General features: G+C 46.9%; 23 protein-coding genes. 4 read left to right on the top strand and 19 right to left on the bottom strand.

Annotation, left to right across the window (positions count from 1 at the left end; all coding sequences use genetic code 11):
* Positions 1-14: 14 nt before the first annotated feature.
* Positions 15-557: a dihydrofolate reductase family protein gene (locus Xbud_RS07265; protein WP_099135436.1), complete on the bottom strand. Its 543-nt coding sequence runs from the start codon at positions 555-557 to the stop codon at positions 15-17.
* Between the two features lie 411 nt (positions 558-968).
* On the opposite strand from Xbud_RS07265, the gene Xbud_RS07260 reads away from it, so the two are divergent.
* The gene (locus tag Xbud_RS07260) at positions 969-1,523 is read left to right on the top strand and encodes a hypothetical protein (RefSeq protein WP_099135435.1); all 555 of its coding nucleotides are present in this window, start codon (positions 969-971) and stop codon (positions 1,521-1,523) included.
* A gap of 10 nt (positions 1,524-1,533) precedes the next feature.
* A complete protein-coding gene (locus tag Xbud_RS19770; protein ID WP_169923033.1) occupies positions 1,534-1,674 on the top strand; it encodes a hypothetical protein in 141 nt (46 codons plus the stop codon).
* A 50-nt stretch (positions 1,675-1,724) separates the two neighbouring features.
* Here Xbud_RS19770 and Xbud_RS07255 read toward each other — a convergent pair whose 3' ends face one another.
* Together Xbud_RS07255 and Xbud_RS07250 are read right to left on the bottom strand one after the other, a co-directional pair.
* On the bottom strand, positions 1,725-2,753 hold the full coding sequence (locus Xbud_RS07255) for an alpha/beta hydrolase (protein ID WP_099135434.1): 1,029 nt from the start codon (positions 2,751-2,753) through the stop codon (positions 1,725-1,727).
* Between the two features lie 68 nt (positions 2,754-2,821).
* On the bottom strand, positions 2,822-4,006 hold the full coding sequence (locus tag Xbud_RS07250; RefSeq protein ID WP_099135433.1) for an MFS transporter: 1,185 nt from the start codon (positions 4,004-4,006) through the stop codon (positions 2,822-2,824).
* A gap of 207 nt (positions 4,007-4,213) precedes the next feature.
* Here Xbud_RS07250 and Xbud_RS07245 point away from each other — a divergent pair, with 207 nt between their 5' ends.
* Positions 4,214-5,128 carry a LysR family transcriptional regulator gene (locus Xbud_RS07245; RefSeq protein ID WP_169923032.1) on the top strand — a complete coding sequence of 305 codons (915 nt, stop codon included), beginning with the start codon at positions 4,214-4,216 and terminating at the stop codon, positions 5,126-5,128.
* 49 nt (positions 5,129-5,177) lie between these two features.
* On the opposite strand, the gene paaX is transcribed toward Xbud_RS07245, so the two are convergent.
* The 12 genes from paaX to paaA all read right to left on the bottom strand — a co-directional run bounded on the left by paaX (position 5,178) and on the right by paaA (position 16,513).
* The gene (gene paaX, locus Xbud_RS07240) at positions 5,178-6,110 is read right to left on the bottom strand and encodes a phenylacetic acid degradation operon negative regulatory protein PaaX (protein WP_099135498.1); all 933 of its coding nucleotides are present in this window, start codon (positions 6,108-6,110) and stop codon (positions 5,178-5,180) included.
* Between the two features lie 114 nt (positions 6,111-6,224).
* Positions 6,225-7,568, bottom strand: a complete 1,344-nt coding sequence (gene paaK, locus Xbud_RS07235) for a phenylacetate--CoA ligase PaaK (RefSeq protein WP_099135431.1) — start codon at positions 7,566-7,568, stop codon at positions 6,225-6,227.
* Between the two features lie 48 nt (positions 7,569-7,616).
* Positions 7,617-8,828 carry a 3-oxoadipyl-CoA thiolase gene (gene pcaF / locus Xbud_RS07230; protein WP_099135430.1) on the bottom strand — a complete coding sequence of 404 codons (1,212 nt, stop codon included), beginning with the start codon at positions 8,826-8,828 and terminating at the stop codon, positions 7,617-7,619.
* A complete protein-coding gene (gene paaI / locus Xbud_RS07225; RefSeq protein ID WP_099135429.1) occupies positions 8,825-9,328 on the bottom strand; it encodes a hydroxyphenylacetyl-CoA thioesterase PaaI in 504 nt (167 codons plus the stop codon). The genes pcaF and paaI overlap by 4 nt, the downstream gene beginning before the upstream one ends.
* Positions 9,321-11,009: a 3-hydroxyacyl-CoA dehydrogenase gene (locus Xbud_RS07220; protein ID WP_244589880.1), complete on the bottom strand. Its 1,689-nt coding sequence runs from the start codon at positions 11,007-11,009 to the stop codon at positions 9,321-9,323. Before Xbud_RS07220 ends, paaI begins: the two co-directional genes overlap by 8 nt.
* 8 nt (positions 11,010-11,017) lie before the next feature.
* The gene (paaG, locus tag Xbud_RS07215; RefSeq protein ID WP_099135427.1) at positions 11,018-11,821 is read right to left on the bottom strand and encodes a 2-(1,2-epoxy-1,2-dihydrophenyl)acetyl-CoA isomerase PaaG; all 804 of its coding nucleotides are present in this window, start codon (positions 11,819-11,821) and stop codon (positions 11,018-11,020) included.
* A gap of 3 nt (positions 11,822-11,824) precedes the next feature.
* Positions 11,825-12,598 carry a 2,3-dehydroadipyl-CoA hydratase PaaF gene (gene paaF / locus Xbud_RS07210; RefSeq protein ID WP_099135426.1) on the bottom strand — a complete coding sequence of 258 codons (774 nt, stop codon included), beginning with the start codon at positions 12,596-12,598 and terminating at the stop codon, positions 11,825-11,827.
* 56 nt (positions 12,599-12,654) lie between these two features.
* Positions 12,655-13,815: a 1,2-phenylacetyl-CoA epoxidase subunit PaaE gene (paaE, locus tag Xbud_RS07205; protein ID WP_099135425.1), complete on the bottom strand. Its 1,161-nt coding sequence runs from the start codon at positions 13,813-13,815 to the stop codon at positions 12,655-12,657.
* A gap of 30 nt (positions 13,816-13,845) precedes the next feature.
* Positions 13,846-14,367, bottom strand: coding sequence for a 1,2-phenylacetyl-CoA epoxidase subunit PaaD (gene paaD, locus Xbud_RS07200; RefSeq protein ID WP_099135424.1), 522 nt, complete (start codon positions 14,365-14,367; stop codon positions 13,846-13,848).
* 62 nt (positions 14,368-14,429) lie between these two features.
* A complete protein-coding gene (paaC, locus tag Xbud_RS07195; protein ID WP_099135423.1) occupies positions 14,430-15,233 on the bottom strand; it encodes a 1,2-phenylacetyl-CoA epoxidase subunit PaaC in 804 nt (267 codons plus the stop codon).
* Positions 15,234-15,242: 9 nt separating this feature from the next.
* A complete protein-coding gene (gene paaB, locus Xbud_RS07190; RefSeq protein WP_038264718.1) occupies positions 15,243-15,530 on the bottom strand; it encodes a 1,2-phenylacetyl-CoA epoxidase subunit PaaB in 288 nt (95 codons plus the stop codon).
* 41 nt (positions 15,531-15,571) lie between these two features.
* Positions 15,572-16,513 (bottom strand): 1,2-phenylacetyl-CoA epoxidase subunit PaaA, encoded by a 942-nt coding sequence (paaA, locus tag Xbud_RS07185; RefSeq protein WP_099135422.1) that lies wholly within the window; start codon positions 16,511-16,513, stop codon positions 15,572-15,574.
* Positions 16,514-16,831: 318 nt separating this feature from the next.
* Here paaA and paaZ point away from each other — a divergent pair, with 318 nt between their 5' ends.
* On the top strand, positions 16,832-18,895 hold the full coding sequence (gene paaZ / locus Xbud_RS07180) for a phenylacetic acid degradation bifunctional protein PaaZ (RefSeq protein ID WP_099135421.1): 2,064 nt from the start codon (positions 16,832-16,834) through the stop codon (positions 18,893-18,895).
* An 87-nt stretch (positions 18,896-18,982) separates the two neighbouring features.
* Here the strand turns inward: paaZ and Xbud_RS07175 are convergent, their stop codons facing one another.
* The 4 genes from Xbud_RS07175 to Xbud_RS07160 form a co-directional block, all read right to left on the bottom strand.
* Positions 18,983-19,165: a hypothetical protein gene (locus Xbud_RS07175; protein WP_099135420.1), complete on the bottom strand. Its 183-nt coding sequence runs from the start codon at positions 19,163-19,165 to the stop codon at positions 18,983-18,985.
* 97 nt (positions 19,166-19,262) lie between these two features.
* Positions 19,263-19,544 (bottom strand): hypothetical protein, encoded by a 282-nt coding sequence (locus Xbud_RS07170; protein ID WP_422645766.1) that lies wholly within the window; start codon positions 19,542-19,544, stop codon positions 19,263-19,265.
* Positions 19,545-20,037: 493 nt separating this feature from the next.
* Positions 20,038-21,141 (bottom strand): aminotransferase class V-fold PLP-dependent enzyme, encoded by a 1,104-nt coding sequence (locus tag Xbud_RS07165; RefSeq protein WP_099135497.1) that lies wholly within the window; start codon positions 21,139-21,141, stop codon positions 20,038-20,040.
* Between the two features lie 33 nt (positions 21,142-21,174).
* Complete coding sequence (locus Xbud_RS07160; protein ID WP_099135419.1) at positions 21,175-22,557, bottom strand: YhfT family protein; 1,383 nt, start codon at positions 22,555-22,557, stop codon at positions 21,175-21,177.
* Positions 22,558-22,561 lie beyond the last annotated feature (4 nt).

Here is a 22,561-nt window from a genome sequence, read left to right as displayed (position 1 = left end):
CCTTTTGCAAATAATCATGCTGTTGACTTGATATCCATAATGGTTTCGATTGCGCCACTGCTCAACAATTGCTGTTTATTAGGTATTGCCTGAATCGAATGGCTGACTGGCAGAACGCGAATGCCTGAGCCTAAAAACACGGGAACCGTAGTAATAAACAGTTGTTGTAATTCTCCTGCATCTGCAAAAAATGCAGCCGTTTTCCCTCCACCAATGACCCAAACATCTTTACCTTTAGCTGCCGCTTTTGCTTTGACAGCAATTTGATTGGCTGAATCATGCGTGACAACAGCATTTATTTCTGCCGGAATGGACAAATTTCTGGAGGAGAGAATAAAAGAGGGAATATTCTGATATGGCCAGTGACCAGAAGTATTTTTCATAATCCATTCATAAGTGCCTGCACCTATAATTGCCGCGCCAATGCTTTGATAAAATTTCTCGTAAGGAGTGGCATCATCGCTGAGGGTAAATGTCTCTAACCAACCTAATTCATGGTTTTCTGTAGCGATATAACCATCCATTGTGGCGGCAACATAATAAACGAGCTTTGACATATCTTTCCTTATTTTTAATTTTTAGGATTTGTGGATGTTTGAGCAATCCAATAGGTGTTGAGGATAAATTTTTTATTAAATTAATTAATAACTCTATCAGGAGAATCAGAAACCGATTAACTTTTTAAAGTAATATTTTAGAAGTGCATGTTTAAAATTGATGTTTGTCACATAACTTACTGAAATAAATGGATTGTCTATATTTTTTATGTATTGATTGTCACAAACACTGAGGATATAGAACGGTAATAAATAATTTCTATTGTTGATAATTATACTCTGAAAGATGAAAAGCATAATTAAAAAATAAGAGCTGTCTTACTGGACACTAGTTTGATTTGTTCATAAGACATTTTTATTATAATGCAATGGGTTAGGGAACGGATTTAACCAAAAAAAAGATAAATAACTATGTCTAAATTTATTATTATGCGGAATAACCGGACGTTACTTAATGAAACTGTCTTTTATCTGACTCCTGAACAGAAAGCGATGTTGATGGTGTTGTTGGCGGAGACAAAATCTCCAGATTCATTGGGAACAAAGTATGATGAAAAAGAAGCTAAAGATACTATGCAGTATATGCATGATGCCTTATTAAACAGAGTTAAGTCCCCTAAAGCACATGAACTTGATGTACCAAAACATGGAAATAAATTAATTGGACTAATTTCAGGGCCTCGGACAATAGAAGGATTTCAGCAATACCCTAATATTAAAAATGATATAAAGGACAGAATTGATAGTATGATCGCGACTGCGAATGATGGAACTCACTCGAAATTTTTAGCCTACCGACGATTAATTACAAATGCCATAAATATAGCAAAAAGTAATAAAATATCTAATGTAGAGATAGTTGCATGGAGAACAATCGGGCGTGGCTCTCCTGGTCCAAATTTCATAAAAGTATTTTCATTACAAGGGCAAGATTTTTATAAGTTGTCTGATAGTTATCTAAAATAAGAGATTGAATATGAAATATTTAATTGGGCTATGTATGATTTTATTCCCTTTAGTTGTTTTTTCAAAACAAGAAGCATTAGATTTTAATATTTTGGAGAAAACAGGACAGTGGGGAATATATTACAAAAAAACCAAAAGCCACTCTATATAAAAGCCACTCTATATAGAAGTGGCTTCAAATAATCTTTGTTCAATTGCGTATTACTTTAAATTATCTTTGAAAAATGAAGTCAGTTTCGTGAAAGGAATGAGATTGGTACGATCATACAGGTCAACATGGCCCGTGCCTGGAACGATATACAATTCTTTAGGTTCAGCAGCACGCTTGTAGGCATCTTCACTGAATTCCTTCGAATGTGCCTGATCTCCGGTGATAAACAGCATCGGACGCGGTGAAATGGTTTCGATATCGTTGAACGGATAGAAATTCATAAACTTCACGTTGCTGGTCAGTGTCGGATGCGTAGTCAGCTCTGGTGAGGAGCCTTTCGGCGTAAACTCACCGCGAGGTGTACGGTAGAAATCATAAAACTCTTTCTCAATCGGTGACGAGTTTTCATCAATCTTATGCACAGTACCACTGGTGTATTTAGTTTTGCCCCCGGTGAACTCGACATAACGCTGCTCTGCTGCATTGGCGATGATTTTCTTACGTTGTTCCAGTGTTAAGGAATGGTTGAGCATGTTACGGTTAGCGGAACCCATGTCGTACATGCTAACAGTGGCAATCGCCTTCATACGAGGATCGATTTTGGCCGCGCTGATAATAAAGCTGCCGCTACCACAGATGCCCAGCATACCGATACGATTTCTGTCCACAAATGGGCGGGTGCCGAGATAATCCACTGCGGCGCTGAAGTCTTCCGCATAGATGTCTGGAGAAACGGCATTGCGTGGCTGGCCTTCGCTCTCACCCCAGAAAGAAAGGTCGATAGCTAACGTTATAAAGCCTTGTTCAGCCAGTTTCTGAGCATACAGATTTGCGCTCTGCTCTTTTACAGCACCCATTGGGTGGCCAATGATTATTGCCGGATTTTTAGTGTCCTGATCCATGTCTTTCGGGATGAACAGATTCCCAGTAACATTCATCTGGTACTGGTTTTTAAAAGTCACTTTTTGCAGGGTAACTTTATTGCTTTTGTAAAAATTATCTGCACCGTTAGACATATCTGCTCCCGTTGCAGCGAATGAGCTGATTAACAGCCCTAACAGCATGGTCAAAGTTTTCATGGAAATATCCTCATTGAAGGTTTAGATAAGCGGGCATATGCACGCCGGTTACTATGTTGATTACTCCGTCAGTGTGTTCGTGAAGTCAAAAAAGCCAGACAGGCGGCAAGCATTAGTAGTACGCCACTGGTGATGAATAGGCTTCGATAACCGCTGTGGTTAAAGGTCAGTCCCCCTATGGTGGAACCCAGAGCAATAGACAGTTGGATGACTGCCACCATTAAACCGCCACCTGCTTCGGCGTCCTGCGGTAACGTTCTGGCGATCCAGGTCCACCAACCGACGGGCGCGGCGGTGGCAACCAATCCCCAGACTCCGAGCAACGGAGCAACGATCCAGACTTTATGACCGAATGCCATCAACGCACCGGTAATTGCCATCATCAGTAATGGGATGGCAATAAGCGTTTGATAAAACCCCGTTTTCAGGAACGTGCCGATGACCAGAGTCCCTACAAAACCGGCAATACCAATTGTCAGTAAAATCATCGACAGTGCCGGTATACCGACATGGGTGACCGTCTCAAGGAACGGACGCACGTAGGTAAAGAAGGTAAATTGCCCCATAAAAAAAATCCCACAGGCTGTCAGCCCTGAGACGACGAGTGGCCGTTTAAACAAACGAAAAATATTGCCTGAAGGAGAACCATTTTTTTCGTACTTTATGGCGGGCAGACTGAGCCACTGCCAGATAAATGCAATCAGCGCGATCGGTACAAGGCAGAAAAATGTGCCACGCCAGCCCATCACTAAGCCTAGGTAACTCCCTAGCGGTGCGGCGATGACTGTCGCCAGTGCATTGCCACCGTTGAAAATCGCCAGTGCGCGAGGTACTTGATGTTGCGGTACTAAACGAATGGCTGCCGCCGCCGACATGGACCAGAAACCGCCAATAGCGATTCCGATCAGCGCACGTCCTGCCATATAGGTTAGGTAATTAGGTGCCAGTGCTATCACTACACTGGAAAACACCATCAAGGATGTCATCCCCAGCAGCAGTTTACGGCTTATGTTCCTGGCAAGCGTGGATATCGACAGACTGGTCAGCACTGCCAGAGCACCGGAGATTGTAATTCCCTGACCAGCCAGCCCCTCGCTGACGCCCAGATCACGGGAGATTGGTGTTAATAGGCTGACAGGCATAAACTCTGATGCCACGAGGGCAAATACGCACAGCGTCATCGCCAGTACACCGTTCCAGTACGCTTGTGTTTGGGTATGTTGTTCTGACATGTCATTCAGATGTTTTGTCATGAATTGTCTTATCCTCTGTTTTAAGGCATTCACTCACGGATATAAGGCGAATTTTGGGAAAATGGAGGGAATGGCCTCGCTAGCGTGTTTTCTTTAAAGAATGTTTTTCTGATAAAAATTCTACACACGTGGTGTGTTCTGACTAGCTAATGAATTCTTAATAGTCTTATAATCCAGGCTTATAAATCTAAACTGGTGGGGGATGTGGTGAAACGTAATCTTAACGATCTTCTCTCGTTTGTCACGATAGCACGTGAGGGCAGCTTCACTCGTGCTGCTGCATTGCTTGGGGTGACGCAGCCCGCCCTCAGTCAGGCGATCACCGGACTGGAAAATCGCATGAAGATCCGTTTGCTGACACGTACTACGCGTAGCGTTTCCCCGACAGTTGCCGGAGAACGGCTACTGCGGGCTATTGGTAATCGCTTTGATGAAATTGAAGCGGAACTGGATATGCTGACGGAGTTGCGCGATAAACCGGCTGGCACAGTGCGGATAACCTGTGGTCCGAATGTTCTGCACACTGTCCTGTTACCCAAACTTGCGCCTTTACTCCGTGAGTATCCAGATATCAAACTGGAGTTTGATGCGAACCACGGGTTTCGCAATATTGTGGAAGATCGATTCGATGCGGGAGTACGTTTGGGCGATACCATTGATAAAGATATGATTGCAGTGCCGATTGGTCCGCAATTACGTATGGCGGCAGTAGCATCCCCGGACTACTTCGCCAGCCATCCTATACCGCAGACACCGCAGAATTTAGTACATCATAATTGTATCAGTATGCGCATGACGAGTTCCGGCGGACTCTATGTCTGGGAATTCGATCATGAAGACGGGCAGGTGAACGTGCGTGTGGACGGACAGCTTATTTTTAATACTTCGGCACATATAGTAGATGCTGCGTTGGCTGGGCTGGGGATTGCATTTTTGCCGGAAAAAGAATTTGGCTCACATATTGAAGAAGGACGCCTGATACGTGTATTGGAAGAGTGGTGTGCGCCTTTTCCCGGCTATTACCTTTATTACGCTAGCAGAAAACAGCCTTCTCCGGCATTTAGGCTTGTTGTCGATGCACTATGGGAAAAGAAATGTCCGAATCTACCAAAACAATGGTAGGAAGTTGATCAGGCATAAACATTTCCTCAAAATTGATTGTCAGACGGTACTAAGTTCCGCTGCGTAATCCACCGAAACGACGATAATACGCGGCAGCAGGTTGGGGCAGTTTACCTATGGTGGTTTCACATTGTTCACTGATGTACCGTGTTGCGGCAGGGCCAATGCGCTGGTAAATGTTGATACATAAATGACGGGCGATTTGCCCTTCCCACTGTGCAGGCAGCAGGACATTCGGTAATAGTGGATCGCGCAGTACAACACGGCGGTAAAAGTGGATAAGCAAAAGGCGTAGTTGAAAGCAGCGTTCTGGTGTCAGTTCGTCTGTGTTGCAGTCTTGCAATAGTTTCATTAAAGGACGGAATGAGATGATAAATTCATGGTAGTGCTGAGCAACCTGATCCAGTGACCAACTGGCGGATACCCGCTCTTTCAGGCTCTGTTCTGAACGGGGATAAGGATAATCCGCCCGGAAGTAAATAACAGAGTCACTGGCGTTGAGTTCTCCGAGCAGGGCCGGAATATCACTTTGTGAGCTGCTGGGGGCAGCCATTAATGTGCCGTTGAGTTGACCAAATCCAAGCCAGCTCAACTCTTTTTTCAGGCGGGAGCGTTCTTCTTTGTTGCTTTCTTCCAGTAGCAGCAAATCCCATTTGCCATCCCATGCAGGTTGTTCGCTGAGATAAATTTTACTCTCAGCATGGCGAAATTGGTTCATGCCGCGTTCTGTGATGCGGTAATAGCTACGACGACCTATTTTCTCCACTTCCAGCCAACCCTCTTTTTGCAAACGAAAGACAGATGTTCGCACAAAGCGGTCACTGAATCCCATCGGCTCCAGCAGAAGGCTGAGACTGCCCAACCAGATTTCACCACCCCGATGACTGAGGGCATCACCATACAGAGAAATGATCAGCGATGTTCCGCTAATCGGTTGGGCATCAAGAGCATATTGAATAAAATCGTCGAGTTTGTGTGTCATATTTTTGTTATTTTCGAATCGAAACTGTGTCATAACATTAACATAACTGAGTGGTGTGTTTGGAGAAACTACCACCGCTTTCCATAAAATTAGATAGTCAACAGTGGTAGAAAATTATCTATACCGACGGTTATCAATCACCCGAACTGCTTTGCCTTCTGAGCGGGGAATGTCTCCGCAGTTGACGATGCTGACTTCTGTATTGATACCGACCATAGATTTAATGTGGTGGCGCAGTTGGTGGCAAATGCCACAGCGTTGTTGGAAACTAAGTTGATTAGGTTCTTTCAGTTCGACCTTGACGGACAGGCTGTCATAATTACCCACACGGTTTACTTCCAATTGATAGTGTGGTGACAGTTCCCTGAAACGTACAATCTGTTCTTCTATCTGTGAGGGGAAGACGTTAATACCACGGATAATAAGCATATCGTCGGAGCGTCCGGTGATCCTGTCCAGACGGCGCATATTGCGGGCGGTTCCCGGTAATAAACGTGTCAGGTCACGGGTACGGTAGCGGATCACAGGCATGGCTTCTTTGGTCAGCGTTGTGAAAACCAGTTCGCCATTCTCTCCGTCCGGCAGTACATTCAGGTTGTCCGGATCAATCACTTCTGGATAGAAGTGATCTTCCCAAATGGTGGAACCATCAGCGTATTCCACTGATTCCATCGCGACACCCGGCCCCATGACTTCGGACAGGCCATAAATATCCAGCGCTTTGATGCCCATGCGTTTCTCTATTTCCTGACGTAGCCCTTCCGTCCACGGTTCGGCTCCGAAAATACCCACCCGCAGGGAACATTGTCTGGCATCGCCTCCCATTTGGCGCTCCAGCTCGTCCAGTAGTGTCAGGCAGTAGGAAGGTGTCATCATGATGATGTCAGGTTTGAAATCCCGGATCAGTTGTGCTTGTTTTTCCGTTTGTCCTCCAGACATGGGGATCACGGTTGCACCCAGACGCTCAGCACCGTAATGTGCACCTAATCCTCCCGTAAACAGACCGTAACCGTAAGCAACGTGTACTTTATCTTTGGCTGTTACACCAGCAAAACGCAGACTGCGGGCGACCAAGTCAGCCCAGTTATCAATGTCCTGTTGGGTATAGCCCACGACGGTCGGACGACCTGTCGTACCAGATGACGCATGAATACGCACAATTTTTTCCATTGGCACGGCAAAGGTATCAAAAGGGTAATTATCCCTTAGATCCTGCTTGGTGGTGTAAGGGAATTTCTTGATGTCATCGAGTTGTCTGAAATCACTGGGATGAATGCCGATGGCATCAAATTTGCGCTGATACATTGGTACGTTGTTATAGGCGTGATGCAGCGTCCATTTTATTTGCTCAAATTGCCGTGTCTGAATTTCTTCGCGTGAAGCAAATTCAATAGGATCGAAATGTGCATTGGTGTGTGGAGTAAAGCGTGAGTTGAAGTGTTGTGCGTTGTTGCTCATAATTTCCCGCCATTTTGTTGATTTTGTTGTAACAGGCTGTTTTTATAGTTATATGCGTTCGATAATCATGGCGATACCTTGTCCCACTCCAATGCACATGGTGCATAAGGCATAACGGCCCACCCGCCGTTCCAGTTCAAGAGTGGCTGTCAGCGCAAGGCGGGCACCACTCATGCCCAACGGATGCCCTAGCGCAATTGCGCCGCCATTCGGGTTGACATGCTCTGCATCATCCGGCAATCCCCATTGACGAATGACGGCCAGTGACTGGGCTGCAAAGGCTTCATTCAGTTCAATCACATCCATTTGGTTCAGGCTCAGGCCTGCAAGTGCCAGTACTTTTTCAGTGGCAGGCAGTGGCCCTATTCCCATAATGCGCGGTTCAACACCACTGGTGGCGGTTGCGACAATACGTGCCCGCGGTGTCAGCCCATGTTGTTGAACTGCTGCTTCTGAAGCGATGATCAGAGCGGCTGCTCCGTCATTGACGCCGGAGGCATTGCCGGCAGTGACTGTGCCGTTAGCACGGAATGGGGTTTTGAGCTTTTGCAACTGCTCGAATGTTGTGTCAGGCCGAGGATGTTCATCCTGTGAAACCAAAGCGGTTACCCCTTTTTGGCGGGTATCAGGTAGAGTAACAGGAGTGATCTCTTCGGCCAGAATACCGCGTTGTTGAGCTTTGGCTGTACGTTGCTGGCTACGCAGAGCGAAAGCGTCTTGAGCATCCCGGCTGATTTCAAATTGGGCAGCAACGTTTTCTGCGGTCTCCGGCATTGAATCCGTGCCAAATTGTTGTTGTATGTGTGGATTAATGAAACGCCAGCCAATCGTGGTATCGAATATCTGCGCCTGACGGCTGAACGCACTTTCTGCTTTTCCCATCACTAATGGCGCCCGGGTCATGGATTCAACCCCACCAGCCAGTATCAGATGAGCTTCGCCAGCTTTGATACTACGGGCCGCAAAAGCCAGTGCCTCCAGGCCAGAACCACACAATCTATTGAGGGTTGTTCCGGGGACGGAATGTGGCAGCCCAGCCAGTAGTACCGCCATGCGTGCGACGTTACGGTTATCTTCGCCAGCCTGATTTGCACAGCCGAGGATGACGTCATCAATACCTTGCCAATTTAATGTGGGATAACGTGCCATCAATGCTTGTAATGGCAGAGCGGCCAGATCATCAGCTCGCAGACTGGCAAGGGCACCACCATAACGCCCGATAGGGGTACGTACTCCATCACAAATAAATGCATGATTCATGATTTTTCTCTCCGATGCTCTTTAGGAAGAGAGGTTTGGGAAGGAAGAGTTTTTGAGGGCTCTTCTAAAACTGAATGACCAAGGCGATGAGCGTGACCACGGAAGAAGGCCACTGTTTTGCCATTCTGGTTGGTAACTTTGACGTCATACAACCCAGACGTTTTTCCCTGATGTTGTACCGAAGCGATAGCCGTGAGTTGGTCACCGTTAAAGACCGGACGAGTGAAATCGATACTGCATCCGGCAGCCACAGCAGCAAGTCCTTCACTGTTACAGGCATAGGCGAAAGCCGTGTCAGCCAGAGTGAATATGATGCCGCCATGACAGGTTTTATGACCGTTGAGCATGGTAGGCTCAACGGTCATGCTTAATTGAGCGATCCCGATATCGATGTAGTCAATATGTATACCCATATGGTTGGCGCAGGCATCTTTGGTATACATGGCCTCAATGTGGTGCCGGGCAAGTTGTTTAGGAGAGTTGCTCGTTTTATTAGGCATGATTTTTCTTCTTATATTGATGTTCATGTTGCTGGGCAGACGGGTACTGAGGTGAGATATGTGGTGGTGAGACATAACCCGCAGCCAGTTGGCGCAGCAAAGGTGACGGACGGTAACGAGGTTCGCCGTAGAATTGTTGTAAGTTTTCTAACGCACTGAGAATGTGCTGCCAGCCAAGCTGGCTCCCCCATGTCAAAGGGCCAATGGGATAATTAACGCCATAGCACATTGCCATATCAATATCTTCGGCGTTGGCGATACCTTTATTAAGAGCATCCAATGCTTCGTTGCACAGCATTGCTACAGTACGCATGGTCAGCAGAGCCGGATAATCCGGCAGTAAAATCAACTGTTTGCCGAGAGCGTGTAGAAATCTGATCACTTTTGCAGTCTGTTGCTGAGTATTTTGGCAGGCTGCACTGATCGTCATTATCGGAGCGGTCTGATGATTGGCTGATAGATCAAACTGCACTACCGACATCCCAATTTCATCAGTAAGTTGTGAGCTAGTTTTCCCCGTTGCCAGCATAAATATAACGTCATCAATCTGTAATGCTGGTGATGGTAGCTGAATATTCTCGCTTTTTTCAGTAGCAATTTTATTGGGGTGTAATAATTCGTGTTGCTGTAACAGCGCGGTAAAGTGCGGCAGGGCAGACCAATTACCGATTATTTTAATTTGTTCAGGTGGTATTAGTGTTGTCGGTGATGTTTCTGTAATTATCTCCATAATGGAGGGAATAAATTGTTGTTGCGCTTTGTCAGCGTAACCCTTACCCGCGTAAACATAAAATCCCCGGCCACTTTTACGCCCCAGATGATTGGCTTCCACCAGTTCTTTTTGTCGTAGTGATGGCTGAAAACGTGTATCACCGTAGAAAGCATGGAACAGGGATTCGGTCACAGCGTAATTAACGTCATGTCCAATTAAATCGGTAAGCTGCAATGGCCCCATCGAAAAGCCGCCGGAGTCTTTCATAACAGCATCCAGTGTTGCGGGGGAAGCAATTTGTTCTTCCAGTGCCCGCAGGGCTTCCGCATAAAAAGGGCGTGCAATACGGTTAACGATAAAACCGGGTGTGGAACGACAAATGACAGGCTGTTTTTGCCAGTCGCTCACGAGACGTTTAAGGGTTGCTATTGTCTGTGGGGAAGTTTCTAACCCCCGTACGACTTCTACCAGTTTCATCAATGGTGCAGGATTGAAAAAATGCAGTCCTGCCATACGCTGAGGAGCTTCCAGCACGTGGGCAATTGCAGTAATTGACAACGATGAGGTGTTACTGGCAAAAATGGTTTGTTCTGAACAAAGGGATTCCAGTTGGCGGAATAGATCCTGCTTTGCTGCCAGCTTTTCGATAATCGCTTCAATGACCAGTACGCTTGGTGCCAGTGCCTGTAATGAATCTACCAGAGTGATACGTTGCAACAGAGCCTGGGTTTTGCCTGCATCTGCTTTGCCTGCCTCGACACGTTGATGCAGACGGGTGTGGAGTGTACCCAGTGCGCGTTGTGCCGCTTCACTATTTACATCAAACAGCAGGACAGTATGTCCTGCCTGAGCTGTTACCTGAGCAATGCCGATACCCATCGTGCCTGCACCAATCACAGCGATTGGGCCTTCCGGTATTGATTCATTGAGTATTGAATTATGAAATATTGGACGATGATGTACAGGCATATTCATGGTTATCTTCCTTTGAATTGTGGTTCGCGTTTTTCTATGAATGCGTTGACGCCTTCCTGGAAGTCTTCAGTGTGTCCGCACTGGCGTTGTAGATCGCGTTCGAGATTAAGTTGCTCATCTAACGTATTGCTTGCCGCGGCATAAGTGGATTTCTTAATACACGCGAGAGAGAAGGTTGGCTGGGTTGCCAGACGTTGCGCGATTTCCCAGGCTTTCTCCTCTAACTCATTAGGCTCGAAAACCTGCCAGATCATTCCCCATTCCAGTGCCTGTTCAGCGGTGATTTTGTCTCCCAACAAAGCCATTCCCATGGCTCGGGCATGGCCAATATGATGAGGCAGGAACCAGCTACCGCCTGCATCCGGTGTCAGGCCGATACGACAGAACGCCTGAATAAAGCTGGTGTCGCGGGCTGCGATCACAATGTCACAGGCCAAAGCGATAGAGAGACCGGCTCCTGCGGCTACACCATGCACAGCACAGACCACAGGTTTGGGTAAGGAAGTTAGACGGCGGATCAGCGGATTGTAGAAAGTTTCAATGGAATAACCGAGATCAGGAGCGCCACCTACATTGATAATAGCGCTGCGATCGTTTAAATCTTGCCCCGCACAAAAGCCACGTCCGGCTCCTGAGAGCAGCACACAGCGCACCGATTCATCCTGTTCAGCAATCTTTAGTGCTTCACTTAGCTGCCGGTGCATTTCCTCGTTAAAACTGTTTATACATTTTGGGCGGTTGAGTTTAATGCTAAGGACACCTGCTTTAATTTCAGTGAGGATCGTGGGTATATTTTCATTTTCCATCTACTAGCATCCTTTAAATGTTGGATTACGTTTTTCAAGGAAGGCCGAAATACCTTCCTGACGGTCGGTTGTACCTGCCAAAGCAATAAAGTGTTGGCGCTCGGCAGACAGCCCTTGTGACAGGCTGGTTTCGTGTGCAGTCCTGAGCGCAGCCTTAGCCGCCCGCAATGCCAGCGGCGAAAATTCACTGATACGGTTTGCTATCTGTTGTGCCCGTTTCAACGTCAGGTTATCGATACAGACTTCACTCACTAACCCCGCTTGCAGTGCCTGATGAGCATCGATAGCTTCACCTGTTAATATCATCTGGCTGGCAAGGGCCTTGCCAACACTGCGAATAAGTCTCTGTGTACCTCCCGCGCCCGGCATTAATCCCAAAGTGATTTCCGGCAGGCCGAAGCGGGCACTTTCACCGCAGATCACCAGATCACAGGCCAGTGAAAGTTCACAACCCGCGCCGAGCGCATAGCCATTAACAGCGGCTATTATCGGTTTGCTGATATTGTTCAGGCGTTGCCAGAGTTGAGGACGACGATCAGTTATTGCGGTAGCAACCGTCTGTTGCTGTAGTTCTTTGAGATCGGCACCCGCCGCGAAACAGCGCTGTGAGCCGGTAATGATAATAGCGCCAGTGCCGATATCGGTATCCGCCTGCTCCAGATGCTGTACAAGCTGTTCCAGACAGTCATTACTGAGAGCGTTGCGCACTTCTGGACGGTTGAGAGTCAGTGTGCGTACCCGCTGTTGCTGCTGGCATAAAATCCATTCTTGGTTCATGGTGGCTCCTGATTTGTGACCATTTTTTCTTGAAAATTTCTTATTGATGAGAAATCTTAGACGTCAAAATCAACAACGACACCGTCGCCTTTCGGCCACGACTGACAGCTTAAAATATAGCCGGAAGCCAGTTGGTCCGGCTCCAGGCTGTAGTTCACTCCCATATCCACTTCACCGGATTTGAGCCGGCATTTACAGGTGGCGCAAACCCCGCCTTTACAGGCATAGGGTAAATCTGCTCCCTGACGCAGGGCTGCATCAAGAATGCTGTTATCCTCAGCGTGCATGACAATATTTAAGGTGCGGCCATCCAGATGAATTTCGACACGGGTTTCATTGCGTTCGATCAGATTGTCTGGACGGAAAGTGGAGTAAAGGGGACGATTCCCCGTGTTGAAACGTTCACTATGAATGTATTCAGACGGCATGCCAGCCTGCTCAAGTGCTATTTTGGCATCATCCAGCATAGCTTCAGGCCCACAAAGAAAGGCGTGGTCAAACTGAGCAAAAGTGAGCAGGGTTTTGCCGATACGTAAGAGACTTTCTGCATTGATACGACTGTTGAACAGCGGACTGTCGGTAGTTTCCTGACTGAATAGGTATATCGCCTGAAAACGCTGTAGATAGCGGTTCTTGAGATCAGACAGTGCTTCTTTGAACATCACGGAGCGACTGGTACGATTACCATAAATCAGAGTAAAAGAACTCTCTGGCTCCAGGGCCAGTGTGCTTTTGATAATCGATAAGATCGGGGTAATACCGGAACCCGCTGCAATAGCCAGATAATTTCCCCGTGTATCAGTATCAGGACGATGACCGAAATTACCTTGTGGCTGCATGACTTCTAATTCATCGCCAACTTCCAATTGTTGGTTGATAAAGGTGGAAAAACGCCCCTGATAAACGGCTTTGACGCCGATTTGCAATAGATTATCCAGTGGCGAACTACAGATGGAATAACAGCGGCGTAGCTCTTCCCCACCTACCTTTGCTTTGAGTGTCAGATGCTGACCGGGCTGATAGTGAAAGAATTCTCTTAATTCATCGGGTATATGCAGCGTGACTGCAACGGAATCAGAAGTTTCCCGCTCAATAGCGGCAATACGTAAGCGATGAAATTGTGTTCGCTGAAACGGTGCCCGCTGGAGTTGCGTCCGGTAAGATTGTTCCTGTTGGAACTGTTTTTGTTGAGAACTGGGACGATGAAGAATAGTCATCTGCTGCTCCCTTGTTAAATACATTTAAAATTAAATACATTTGAAATAATCGAAGGGCTCCAGGCATTGTCGGCAGCGATAAAGCGCTTTGCAGGCGGTGGAACCGAATTCACTGATTTTCTCCGTCTCATGACTGCTACAACGGGGGCAGATGATGGATTCTGTATCTGTCGGTTTCTCACAAGCTGAGCCTTGTGGCGGCGCGATACCGGATTCACGTAAACGTTGCCTGGCATCTGCATTCATCCAGTCAGTTGTCCATGCCGGACTCAGACTCACATCGACATGCACTGGCGAGAACCCTGCCTGAGTCAGTGTTGTGTGGATTTCATTGACCAGAAATTCTGTCGCCGGGCAGCCTGAATAAGTCGGGGTGAATATCACCTGCCAGCCTGTTTGTTCGGCTTGCTCAGTTTGGAAAGGCAGAACAGCCCGTACCATACCGAGGTCGGTAATGGATAGTGTTGGCAATTCTGGATCGGCAATCTGATGTAAACACTGCCAGATCTGATGGACTTCCGGCTGCTGCAATGTTTTGAATTGCTGTTCCATCATTTCCTCCTGATCTTATCGGGCTTGGTTATCGGGTTATCGGATTTAGTTATCAGCCTCAGTCACCAGTTACAGTTTGGGTAAGTCCGTTGCAAAAATTGCATTTCTGCCAGTATGTAACCCAAATGTTCGGTATGTTGCCCTTGTTTGCCGCCCTGTCGATAAGGTATTCCCTCTGGTATGTTTAACGCGGCTTGCAAGAAGGTCTCTTTGACGATTTGTTGCCACGGTTCATATAATGTGCGGGGATCGATGGCAATTCCGACCTCAGCAAGTTGTTGTTCCACTTCATCACAGTGGAATAGTTCGCCGGTAAAGCGCCACAATTGATTGACAGAGTTTTGCATTTTCTCGTGACTTTGTTCTGTGCCATCCCCCAGACGGATCATCCAGCCACGGCTGAAACGCAGGTGATATTCCACTTCCTTCAATGATTTATTACTGATGGCTGCTAGCTGAGGGTCCTGACTTTGCCCTAATGCCTGATAAAGTAAGACGTGATAGGCATCAATGAAAAATTGGCGAGCCAACGTATCGTTAAAGCCACCATTAGGTTGTTCCACCAGCAAAAGATTGCGGAATTCTCGCTCCTCACGACCAAAAGCCAGTTTATCTTCATCAACTTCTGTCCCGTGATTTGTTCCGTAAAGCGTGGCGGCATAACTGAGAAAGTTACGTGCCTGCCCCAGTAAATCGAGACTAATATTGGACAACGCTAAGTCAATCTCCAGCTCTGGCGCATGACCACACCATTCGCACAGGCGTTGTGCCAGAATCAGCGGGCTGTCTGCCAGACGCAGTACGTAGCTAACAAGGATATCGTTAAAAAGCGTCTGGTTGGGTGAAGCAACACGAGATGTATTCATGTCTCACCTTTACATATTCTTAATGCCATCAGGGATCGTGTAGAAAGTCGGATGACGGTAGATTTTGTCTTCTGAGGGTTCGAAAAAAGCCCCGCGATCTTCTGGTTGTGATGCAACCAGATAAATGGATTTCACCACCCAGATAGAGCAACCTTCATTGCGTCGGGTATAGGCATCACGTGCATTTTCCAGTGCCATTTGATCATCTGCTGCGTGGAGGCTGCCGACATGACGGTGAGTCAGCCCCTGCTTGCTGCGGATAAAGACTTCATACAGTGGCCAATCGGTATCGTTCATGTTTTGTCTCCTTTTCCGAATCTGACTAATAACGCAATGGATTAAGCAGCCTGTTTTTTGGCAGCCATTTTTTTGGCATGAACAGAAGCCGCTTCACGCACCCAACTCCCGCTTTCCCACGCACGGCGTTTGGCTTCCAGACGTTCGTGATTGCATATGCCCCGCCCTTTGAGCACTTGATAGAATTCATCCCAATTGATTTCACCAAAACGGTAATGACCAGTGGTTTCATCCCAGGTCAACGCTGGATCGGGAGCAGTCATGCCTAATGCTTCCAATTGAGGGACGGTGTTATCAATAAATTTCTGTCGCAGTTCATCATTACTGAACCGTTTGATTTTCCAGGCCATGCTTTGGGCACTGTTGGGAGAATCACTGTCATTGGGGCCGAACATCATCAGCGTCGGCCACCAGAATCGATTGATGGCATCTTGCAGCATGGCACGCTGAGCTTCGTTACCCTTTGCTAATGCCATAACCGCTTCATATCCCTGCCGCTGGTGGAAACTCTCTTCTTTACAGATTTTGACCATAGCACGGGCATAAGGGCCGTAAGATGCCCGGCACAGGGCGACCTGATTAACAATTGCAGCACCATCCACCAGCCAGCCAATGACTCCGACATCAGCCCAGCTTAAGGTGGGATAGTTGAAGATTGATGAATATTTCATCTTGCCATCCAGTAGCTTCTGGTAGATGTCCTGACGAGAGCAGCCAAGTGTTTCTGCGGCACTGTAGAGATAAAGCCCGTGCCCTGCTTCATCCTGTACCTTTGCCAATAACACCGCTTTGCGGCGCAGTGTGGGGGCACGAGTGAGCCAGTTGGCTTCCGGTAACATGCCGATAATTTCTGAGTGTGCGTGTTGATTGATCTGACGTATCAGGTTTTGGCGATAGGCATCGGGCATCCAGTCCTTAGCTTCAATGGAAAGATCTGCCTCGATCTTGGTGTCAAAGTGCGCCTGGAGTTGCTCAGTTGTCATATATGCTCCACATATGATTCTTATTTTTTAGTTTTAAAGATAAAAATGAATCATTAAATGAAACTGTAAATCTACAAATCGATAACAAAAATATCAAACGGTTTGTTTGTATATTTGTCGAACACATCACAATATTTGCTTTTTATTTTTTAAAGAAGCCGTGATTAATTTTTATTGTTAGGGATATTAACATGCACCGCCCCTAATATGTTCTAATTTTGTTAATTTATCAGATGGTCTTTTTCATGGATTATGTGATACATAAATGTTGTAGATGTAGTTAATGATGATTCATTAATACAATCGGTGGAGAAAAAAATGCAACAGTTAACCAGTTATATATGTGGTGCCTGGGTTTATGGGAAAGGTAATGCCAGAACTATTCACCATGCAGTAAATGGTAAAGCCTTGTATCAGGTATGTTCAGATGGGCTGCCACTGGCTGATAGTCTCAGTTATGCCCGGGAAAAAGGGGGCAAAGCTCTCGCGGCTATGACATTCCAGCAGCGGGCTCAGATGATGAAAGCCGTTGCAAAGCATCTGCTTGCTAATAAAGAAGCCCTGTATGCTATTTCAGCAGAAACCGGCGCGACCCGTTCGGATGGCTGGATAGATATTGAAGGAGGCATCGCAACGTTATTTTCCTATGCGGGTCTGGCAGGACGTGAGTTACCGGATGATGTTTTGTGGCCGGAAGATGAGATGATCCCACTTTCGAAACAGTCCCAGTTTGTCGCTCGCCATGTTCTGACCTCTCGTCCCGGCGTTGCGCTACATATCAATGCGTTTAACTTCCCTTGTTGGGGAATGTTGGAAAAACTGGCTCCGACCTGGATGGCGGGTATGCCGGCGATCATTAAACCTGCGACAGCGTCAGCACAATTGACACAGGCGATGGTGAAATTGATCCTCGACAGTGGCTTAGTGCCGGAAGGTGCATTGCAACTGATCTGCGGTGGAATTGGTGATCTGTTTGATCATCTCAATTATCAGGATGCAGTCACTTTTACAGGTTCAGCCCAGACGGGTCAGAAATTGAGAGTTCATCCACGGCTGATTGAGAAATCAATTTCATTCACGATGGAAGCGGATTCCCTCAATTGCTGTATTTTGGGGGAGGATGTTACGCCGGAAATGCCAGAATTTGGTGTGTTCATTAAGGAAGTTGTCCGTGAGATGACGGTAAAAGCAGGGCAAAAATGTACGGCTATTCGGCGTATTATTGTGCCGATCAGTCAACTTGAGGTGGTTAAACAAGCGCTGCTTAAACGTCTGTCTGGTGTAGTGGTAGGTGATCCTGCTTTACCGGATGTACGCATGGGGGCATTGATCAACCTTGAACAACGGGGTGAAGTCCAATCCAAGGTTGATGAACTGTTACACGGTGGCTGTGAATTACTGTGCGGCGGTGCGTTGGATAAGTTAGTGCTGGCAAATAATACCCACAGTGATGGGGCATTCTACCCGCCAACTCTGCTTTATTGTGCAGATCCGATGACCAATCAGGTCGTACATGAAACGGAAGCCTTTGGGCCAGTTTCCACTTTGATGGCTTATCAGGACACGGAACAGGCGATTGCTCTGGCCTTGATGGGGCAAGGTAGTCTGGTGGGTTCATTGGTCACGGCAGATGAGCAAATTGCGATGCAGGTTATTCGGGCAACAGCTTGTGCTCATGGCCGTATGTTGATTCTGGATGAGGCGGCATCAGCGGAATCCACAGGACACGGTTCTCCGCTACCTATGTTGGTACATGGCGGGCCGGGACGTGCTGGTGGTGGTGAAGAGCTGGGTGGATTGCGTGCGGTGAAACACTATATGCAGCGCACAGCAATTCAGGCCAGCCCAAGTATGCTGGCGGCTATTGGTCGTGAGTGGGTGCGCGGTGCGAAAGTGAAGGAAGATCCTGTTCATCCGTTCCGTAAGTATTTCGAACAAATTGAAATTGGGGAAAGTCTGCTGACTGCTCGCCGGACGGTGACAGAAGCGGATATCGTCAATTTCGCCTGTCTGAGCGGGGATCATTTTTATGCCCATATGGATAAAATTGGTGCGGCTGAATCCCTGTTTGGTGAGCGTGTGGCGCATGGTTACTTTGTTGTATCGGCTGCTGCCGGTCTGTTCGTTGATGCACCTGTCGGGCCTGTCTTGGCGAACTACGGTATGGAAAACCTGCGGTTTATTGAACCAGTGAAAATTGGTGATACGATTCAGGTTCGGTTGACCTGCAAGAAGAAGATCAAGAAAGTTCAGAAGACCCCGGATGACAAGCCACAGGGTGTTGTCATTTGGGATGTGCAGGTTTTGAATCAGGAGCAACAGCCTGTCGCCCTTTACAGCATCCTCACATTGGTGGAGCGGCAGCAGAGGGATTATGTTTAACTCGTTAATATGCTCTGAATAAGAGAGATAAAGTGCCTGAGGAACAATATTAATAAAATAAAGTGGTGATATTCCTCAGGCCAGCTTTTACAGTCTGAATTCGGGTTGGTCATTATTATCGGAGAGCGAAAGTTGCAGCTTTTTGAATAGTTCTTCTAAGCTTGAAATTAAATAAGGGATAAATTTTTCGTTTCCTAAAGTACGTGTAAAGATATTATTTGGCAAATTGCGATCGACCAGTTGTGAGAAATCTGTACGATTAAGCTTCATAGATTATCCTCTCTTCAACTAAATGTGTATTTCTACCCACTCGTTTTAGGTTACGGTAGGCGGCTTGTTTACTTGCCAGGCGGAGTGGTCTGCCAATTTATTTGATATTACAGATAATATTGGGGGCTGACCTTTTTGTGTGTGTAAATTCAATGATACCGAAAGGGGTTTTGTAGGTTCCTTTACGGCCTGTAGTCATCACTGTCAGCCGATCAATTGGAATTTGTGAAATGGCACCGTATTCAGATAGTGCAGATTCTAAGCTGACATAGTTGTATTCACCTCTCCTCATTGCTTTGGCAAGATCTTTAGCGGTGAAGACATAGCGGCCTTGTTGATCAAATTTACTCAGGCGTTGAATAGCGGTAGTTTGATTCATGGTATTAAGTCTATACTTATATCACTTTTAAATGTGGTTTATGTCTACCTGATAGGGAGTGTTTTTATATTTCTACCTTTGCTCGATTTCCTTTCATTTTGATACGCGACCACTTGGTTAAAGGAAAGTCGAGCTGACAACAATCAGACCGAAAGAGTGGCCTCAAGAATTATGAAGTGATTTTTTTATGTTGTCATTGGCAAGTAATTTATGAGTAGAACTCATATGTTTTTTGACTTTCAATGTATTTTCAAAAAACTGCTTTATTCCTCTTTCTCTTTCCAATCCTAACGTTGTTGTTAATGAGTTAATAGAACATAAATATTTTCATTATTAACATACTCTCGTCCTGGAGTGACTGATTCATTAATGTATCTGCGTATTTCATCGCGCATTCCATATAAATAAATATAAATCACTGGGGGAATTATTGGCTACTATACCCGTCGTCTTTCAAGTTGCAGTCTGAAATCCATAGGGTATATTTTTCTATTTAAAGATATTTCCCAGATATATTCAACCGACTGCTTGCCTGCAAGATACGCATAATTGTTTCGGCCCCGCTGCGATTAGGGTTGATGCGGATCATGCGTTTCTCCAGGGTGGGATCTGCCTGACGAAATGTGTCGGAAATTCGGTAAAACAGGGGCGGGATTTCAAATTTCGATTCGGCACCGACGGGATAAGGTAGTGCACCCAGTGTGTGTGCGGTGGCCAGCACTGCATCCGCAATAGGTTCGTAAAATTCCACTAAGACGACTTTTGACTGAGCATTGGCGATAAATGCCCGCTTCACTTGTGGCACTTCACCCTGATTCAGCCTTGTCACCAGCGATTCATTCACTTCAGACTGTACTGCGTGCATGACCGGGGCGAATACTAACCCACGTAATGCTTCCATCGCCTGATAACCCTGAATCTGGCAGCCACCGGAGTACATGCCGTGGCGTAGTTTATCAATCACAGCTTGTCGGCCGACAACCACGCCTACGCCTTGTGGCCCCAGTAATTTGAAGCAAGAAAAGGCAGAAAGTGTTGCGCCGTATTCACAACCAATATGTGGCACTTTCATTGCGGCATAATTATCATCTACCAATGAGGGAATGTGATATTGATTTAAGATGGCGATGATATTTTGCAGGGCATAGCAATCATCGATTTTCTGCCGTGTATGCTGGATCAGGCAGGTTGCTGGCTGATATTGCTTAATGCTGGTTTCAAGTTGGTTTGTACAGTTGAAATCAGCATATACAACATTAAGACCCATTTGTTCAATTGATGTTTTTGTTGTGGGATAAACGGGGGCATCATGCACCAGTAATGTCTCATGAGGACGAAGCAGTGCTGCTAGCCCAGAACGTAAAGCACCGGTTCCTGCACCATTGACAAAGGCCGCTGCTTCAGCCCCGAAGTACTCGGCGATTACCCTTTCAATACGCTGAGTCATCCGGGGTTGATGGAGATCCGGGACTAATCCCAGATCCCCTTGTGAGAGAAAATCAGCTCCGGGAAAGTGACGACAGATAATATCCACCAGCTTAAATTGCTGCTGTTGGGCTTGTGCCATAGTCATACTTTTCAGTGGATAGCTTTGCAATGGCGCTGTTTTCATTCTCTCACTTTATTCCTGTTAATTTATTCCTGCTAAATAGAGCACGTTGGCAAGAATACCTACCGCAATGGTTGCAATCGGGCCGATTGCCATTTCAACCAAAGGACGTTTGGAAGTACGGTTGAGCAGGTAGATACCTGCCACAATCATAAAGCCCATACCCGGCAGAATCGCGTTGGAAGCAATCATACCACCAACCAACAGGGCGACTTCGAGCATTTTGGTGATCGCGGTACGAATATGGCCACTACAGGCTTTAACTCCGGGGTATTTATCCAGCCAGATTGCAATTTTCGCCAGCAACTGGATCTCAATAAACATAGTGATACCGCCTGCAATAAAGGCGAGCCACGGGTTATTGGTTGCCAGACCTGCCACAAAGACAAATTTCATCCCGTTGGGGCTATACACGCCAGTGGCGATTGCTGTCGTACCAACCAGTGGAACAAACCCGATAGCACGAGCCAGCGCTACCAGCAAGGCGTTGGTTTGTTCATCTTGCGCCATTAATTGCAATGATACCGGGCCTTCTGCCAGCAGGCTGAAAGACATAGTAGCCGCACTTGCAGTCAGACCCCCACAGAGGATGAGGAGCCATTTGTTTTTCTGGATGCGTTCAATACGGGTCGAAAACAGCCCCACTAAGATTTCATTAGCACCTTTTGGTGCTGCTGAGGTTTGATTTGCTGATGATGTATTATCTGCAAGATGTGCCGGACGTTCACGCATGGCAAAGTAGAACATTGCGATCATCGACAGCAGCAAAGCCGCTCCATTCGGATCGACGCTGACAGGTTTTTCGATTAAACCACCAAAACTGAGCGGGCCAGCGGCTTTGGTCGCCAAATAACCAATCAAAGCGGTTAACATCACTAACAACCCTTTGCGGTAGCCATATTGGTAGCCGACGACCATCGCAGGGAACAGGGCAAAACAGGCCACAATCGGATCGCCGACTTTTTTTAAGTCGTCAGTGAAATTAACCGGCAGCATGGCAAAGAATTCCACTACTGAACGCAGCCCTGCCAGTAAGGCAATGGCGTACAGCGCGCCGATGATACCTGACGCGATAAACCCTCTGCGGCTGTTGGCACACCAGATACCAATCATATCCGTACCGAGCAGCAGGCTGTGAACCAGTACGATTGGCGCTGCCAGCGAAAAGGGAATACCAAATCCCACAACCAGACCAATGCTTAAGGCAAAGCTCGTCGCAGCGAGTGCTTTACGACTCATTCGACCTTCAAGATATTCGGGAAGCAGCGGACGCAGACCATCATGGAAAACGGCGATACCACGGTTTGCCATCATGGCAGCAATCGCACCAATTGCAGCCAGTAATCCTGCTTTAAGGGGGTCGACTTCCATCAATCTCATCAGGAAATCATGAAAATGTTGCATGATA

Source organism: Xenorhabdus budapestensis (assembly GCF_002632465.1).
Lineage (GTDB): Bacteria > Pseudomonadota > Gammaproteobacteria > Enterobacterales > Enterobacteriaceae > Xenorhabdus > Xenorhabdus budapestensis.
This window is presented reverse-complemented; position numbering and strand designations above follow the sequence as displayed.

What these genes read in the sequence shown, in the direction of transcription:
- paaA (WP_099135422.1), bottom strand. Translation starts at nt 16,513, where the DNA reads ATGACAACTGAGCAACTCCAGGCGCACTTTGACACCAAGATCGAGGCA.
- paaF (WP_099135426.1), bottom strand. Translation starts at nt 12,598, where the DNA reads ATGAACCAAGAATGGATTTTATGCCAGCAGCAACAGCGGGTACGCACA.
- Xbud_RS07250 (WP_099135433.1), bottom strand. Translation starts at nt 4,006, where the DNA reads ATGACAAAACATCTGAATGACATGTCAGAACAACATACCCAAACACAA.
- paaC (WP_099135423.1), bottom strand. Translation starts at nt 15,233, where the DNA reads ATGAATACATCTCGTGTTGCTTCACCCAACCAGACGCTTTTTAACGAT.
- Xbud_RS19770 (WP_169923033.1), top strand. Translation starts at nt 1,534, where the DNA reads ATGAAATATTTAATTGGGCTATGTATGATTTTATTCCCTTTAGTTGTT.
- paaG (WP_099135427.1), bottom strand. Translation starts at nt 11,821, where the DNA reads ATGGAAAATGAAAATATACCCACGATCCTCACTGAAATTAAAGCAGGT.
- paaD (WP_099135424.1), bottom strand. Translation starts at nt 14,367, where the DNA reads ATGGAACAGCAATTCAAAACATTGCAGCAGCCGGAAGTCCATCAGATC.
- paaB (WP_038264718.1), bottom strand. Translation starts at nt 15,530, where the DNA reads ATGAACGATACCGATTGGCCACTGTATGAAGTCTTTATCCGCAGCAAG.
- Xbud_RS07220 (WP_244589880.1), bottom strand. Translation starts at nt 11,009, where the DNA reads ATGCCTGTACATCATCGTCCAATATTTCATAATTCAATACTCAATGAA.
- paaZ (WP_099135421.1), top strand. Translation starts at nt 16,832, where the DNA reads ATGCAACAGTTAACCAGTTATATATGTGGTGCCTGGGTTTATGGGAAA.
- Xbud_RS07255 (WP_099135434.1), bottom strand. Translation starts at nt 2,753, where the DNA reads ATGAAAACTTTGACCATGCTGTTAGGGCTGTTAATCAGCTCATTCGCT.
- paaX (WP_099135498.1), bottom strand. Translation starts at nt 6,110, where the DNA reads ATGACACACAAACTCGACGATTTTATTCAATATGCTCTTGATGCCCAA.
- Xbud_RS07170 (WP_422645766.1), bottom strand. Translation starts at nt 19,544, where the DNA reads ATGAATCAAACTACCGCTATTCAACGCCTGAGTAAATTTGATCAACAA.
- paaI (WP_099135429.1), bottom strand. Translation starts at nt 9,328, where the DNA reads ATGCCTAATAAAACGAGCAACTCTCCTAAACAACTTGCCCGGCACCAC.
- Xbud_RS07265 (WP_099135436.1), bottom strand. Translation starts at nt 557, where the DNA reads ATGTCAAAGCTCGTTTATTATGTTGCCGCCACAATGGATGGTTATATC.
- pcaF (WP_099135430.1), bottom strand. Translation starts at nt 8,828, where the DNA reads ATGAATCATGCATTTATTTGTGATGGAGTACGTACCCCTATCGGGCGT.
- paaK (WP_099135431.1), bottom strand. Translation starts at nt 7,568, where the DNA reads ATGAGCAACAACGCACAACACTTCAACTCACGCTTTACTCCACACACC.
- Xbud_RS07175 (WP_099135420.1), bottom strand. Translation starts at nt 19,165, where the DNA reads ATGAAGCTTAATCGTACAGATTTCTCACAACTGGTCGATCGCAATTTG.
- paaE (WP_099135425.1), bottom strand. Translation starts at nt 13,815, where the DNA reads ATGACTATTCTTCATCGTCCCAGTTCTCAACAAAAACAGTTCCAACAG.
- Xbud_RS07160 (WP_099135419.1), bottom strand. Translation starts at nt 22,557, where the DNA reads ATGCAACATTTTCATGATTTCCTGATGAGATTGATGGAAGTCGACCCC.
- Xbud_RS07260 (WP_099135435.1), top strand. Translation starts at nt 969, where the DNA reads ATGTCTAAATTTATTATTATGCGGAATAACCGGACGTTACTTAATGAA.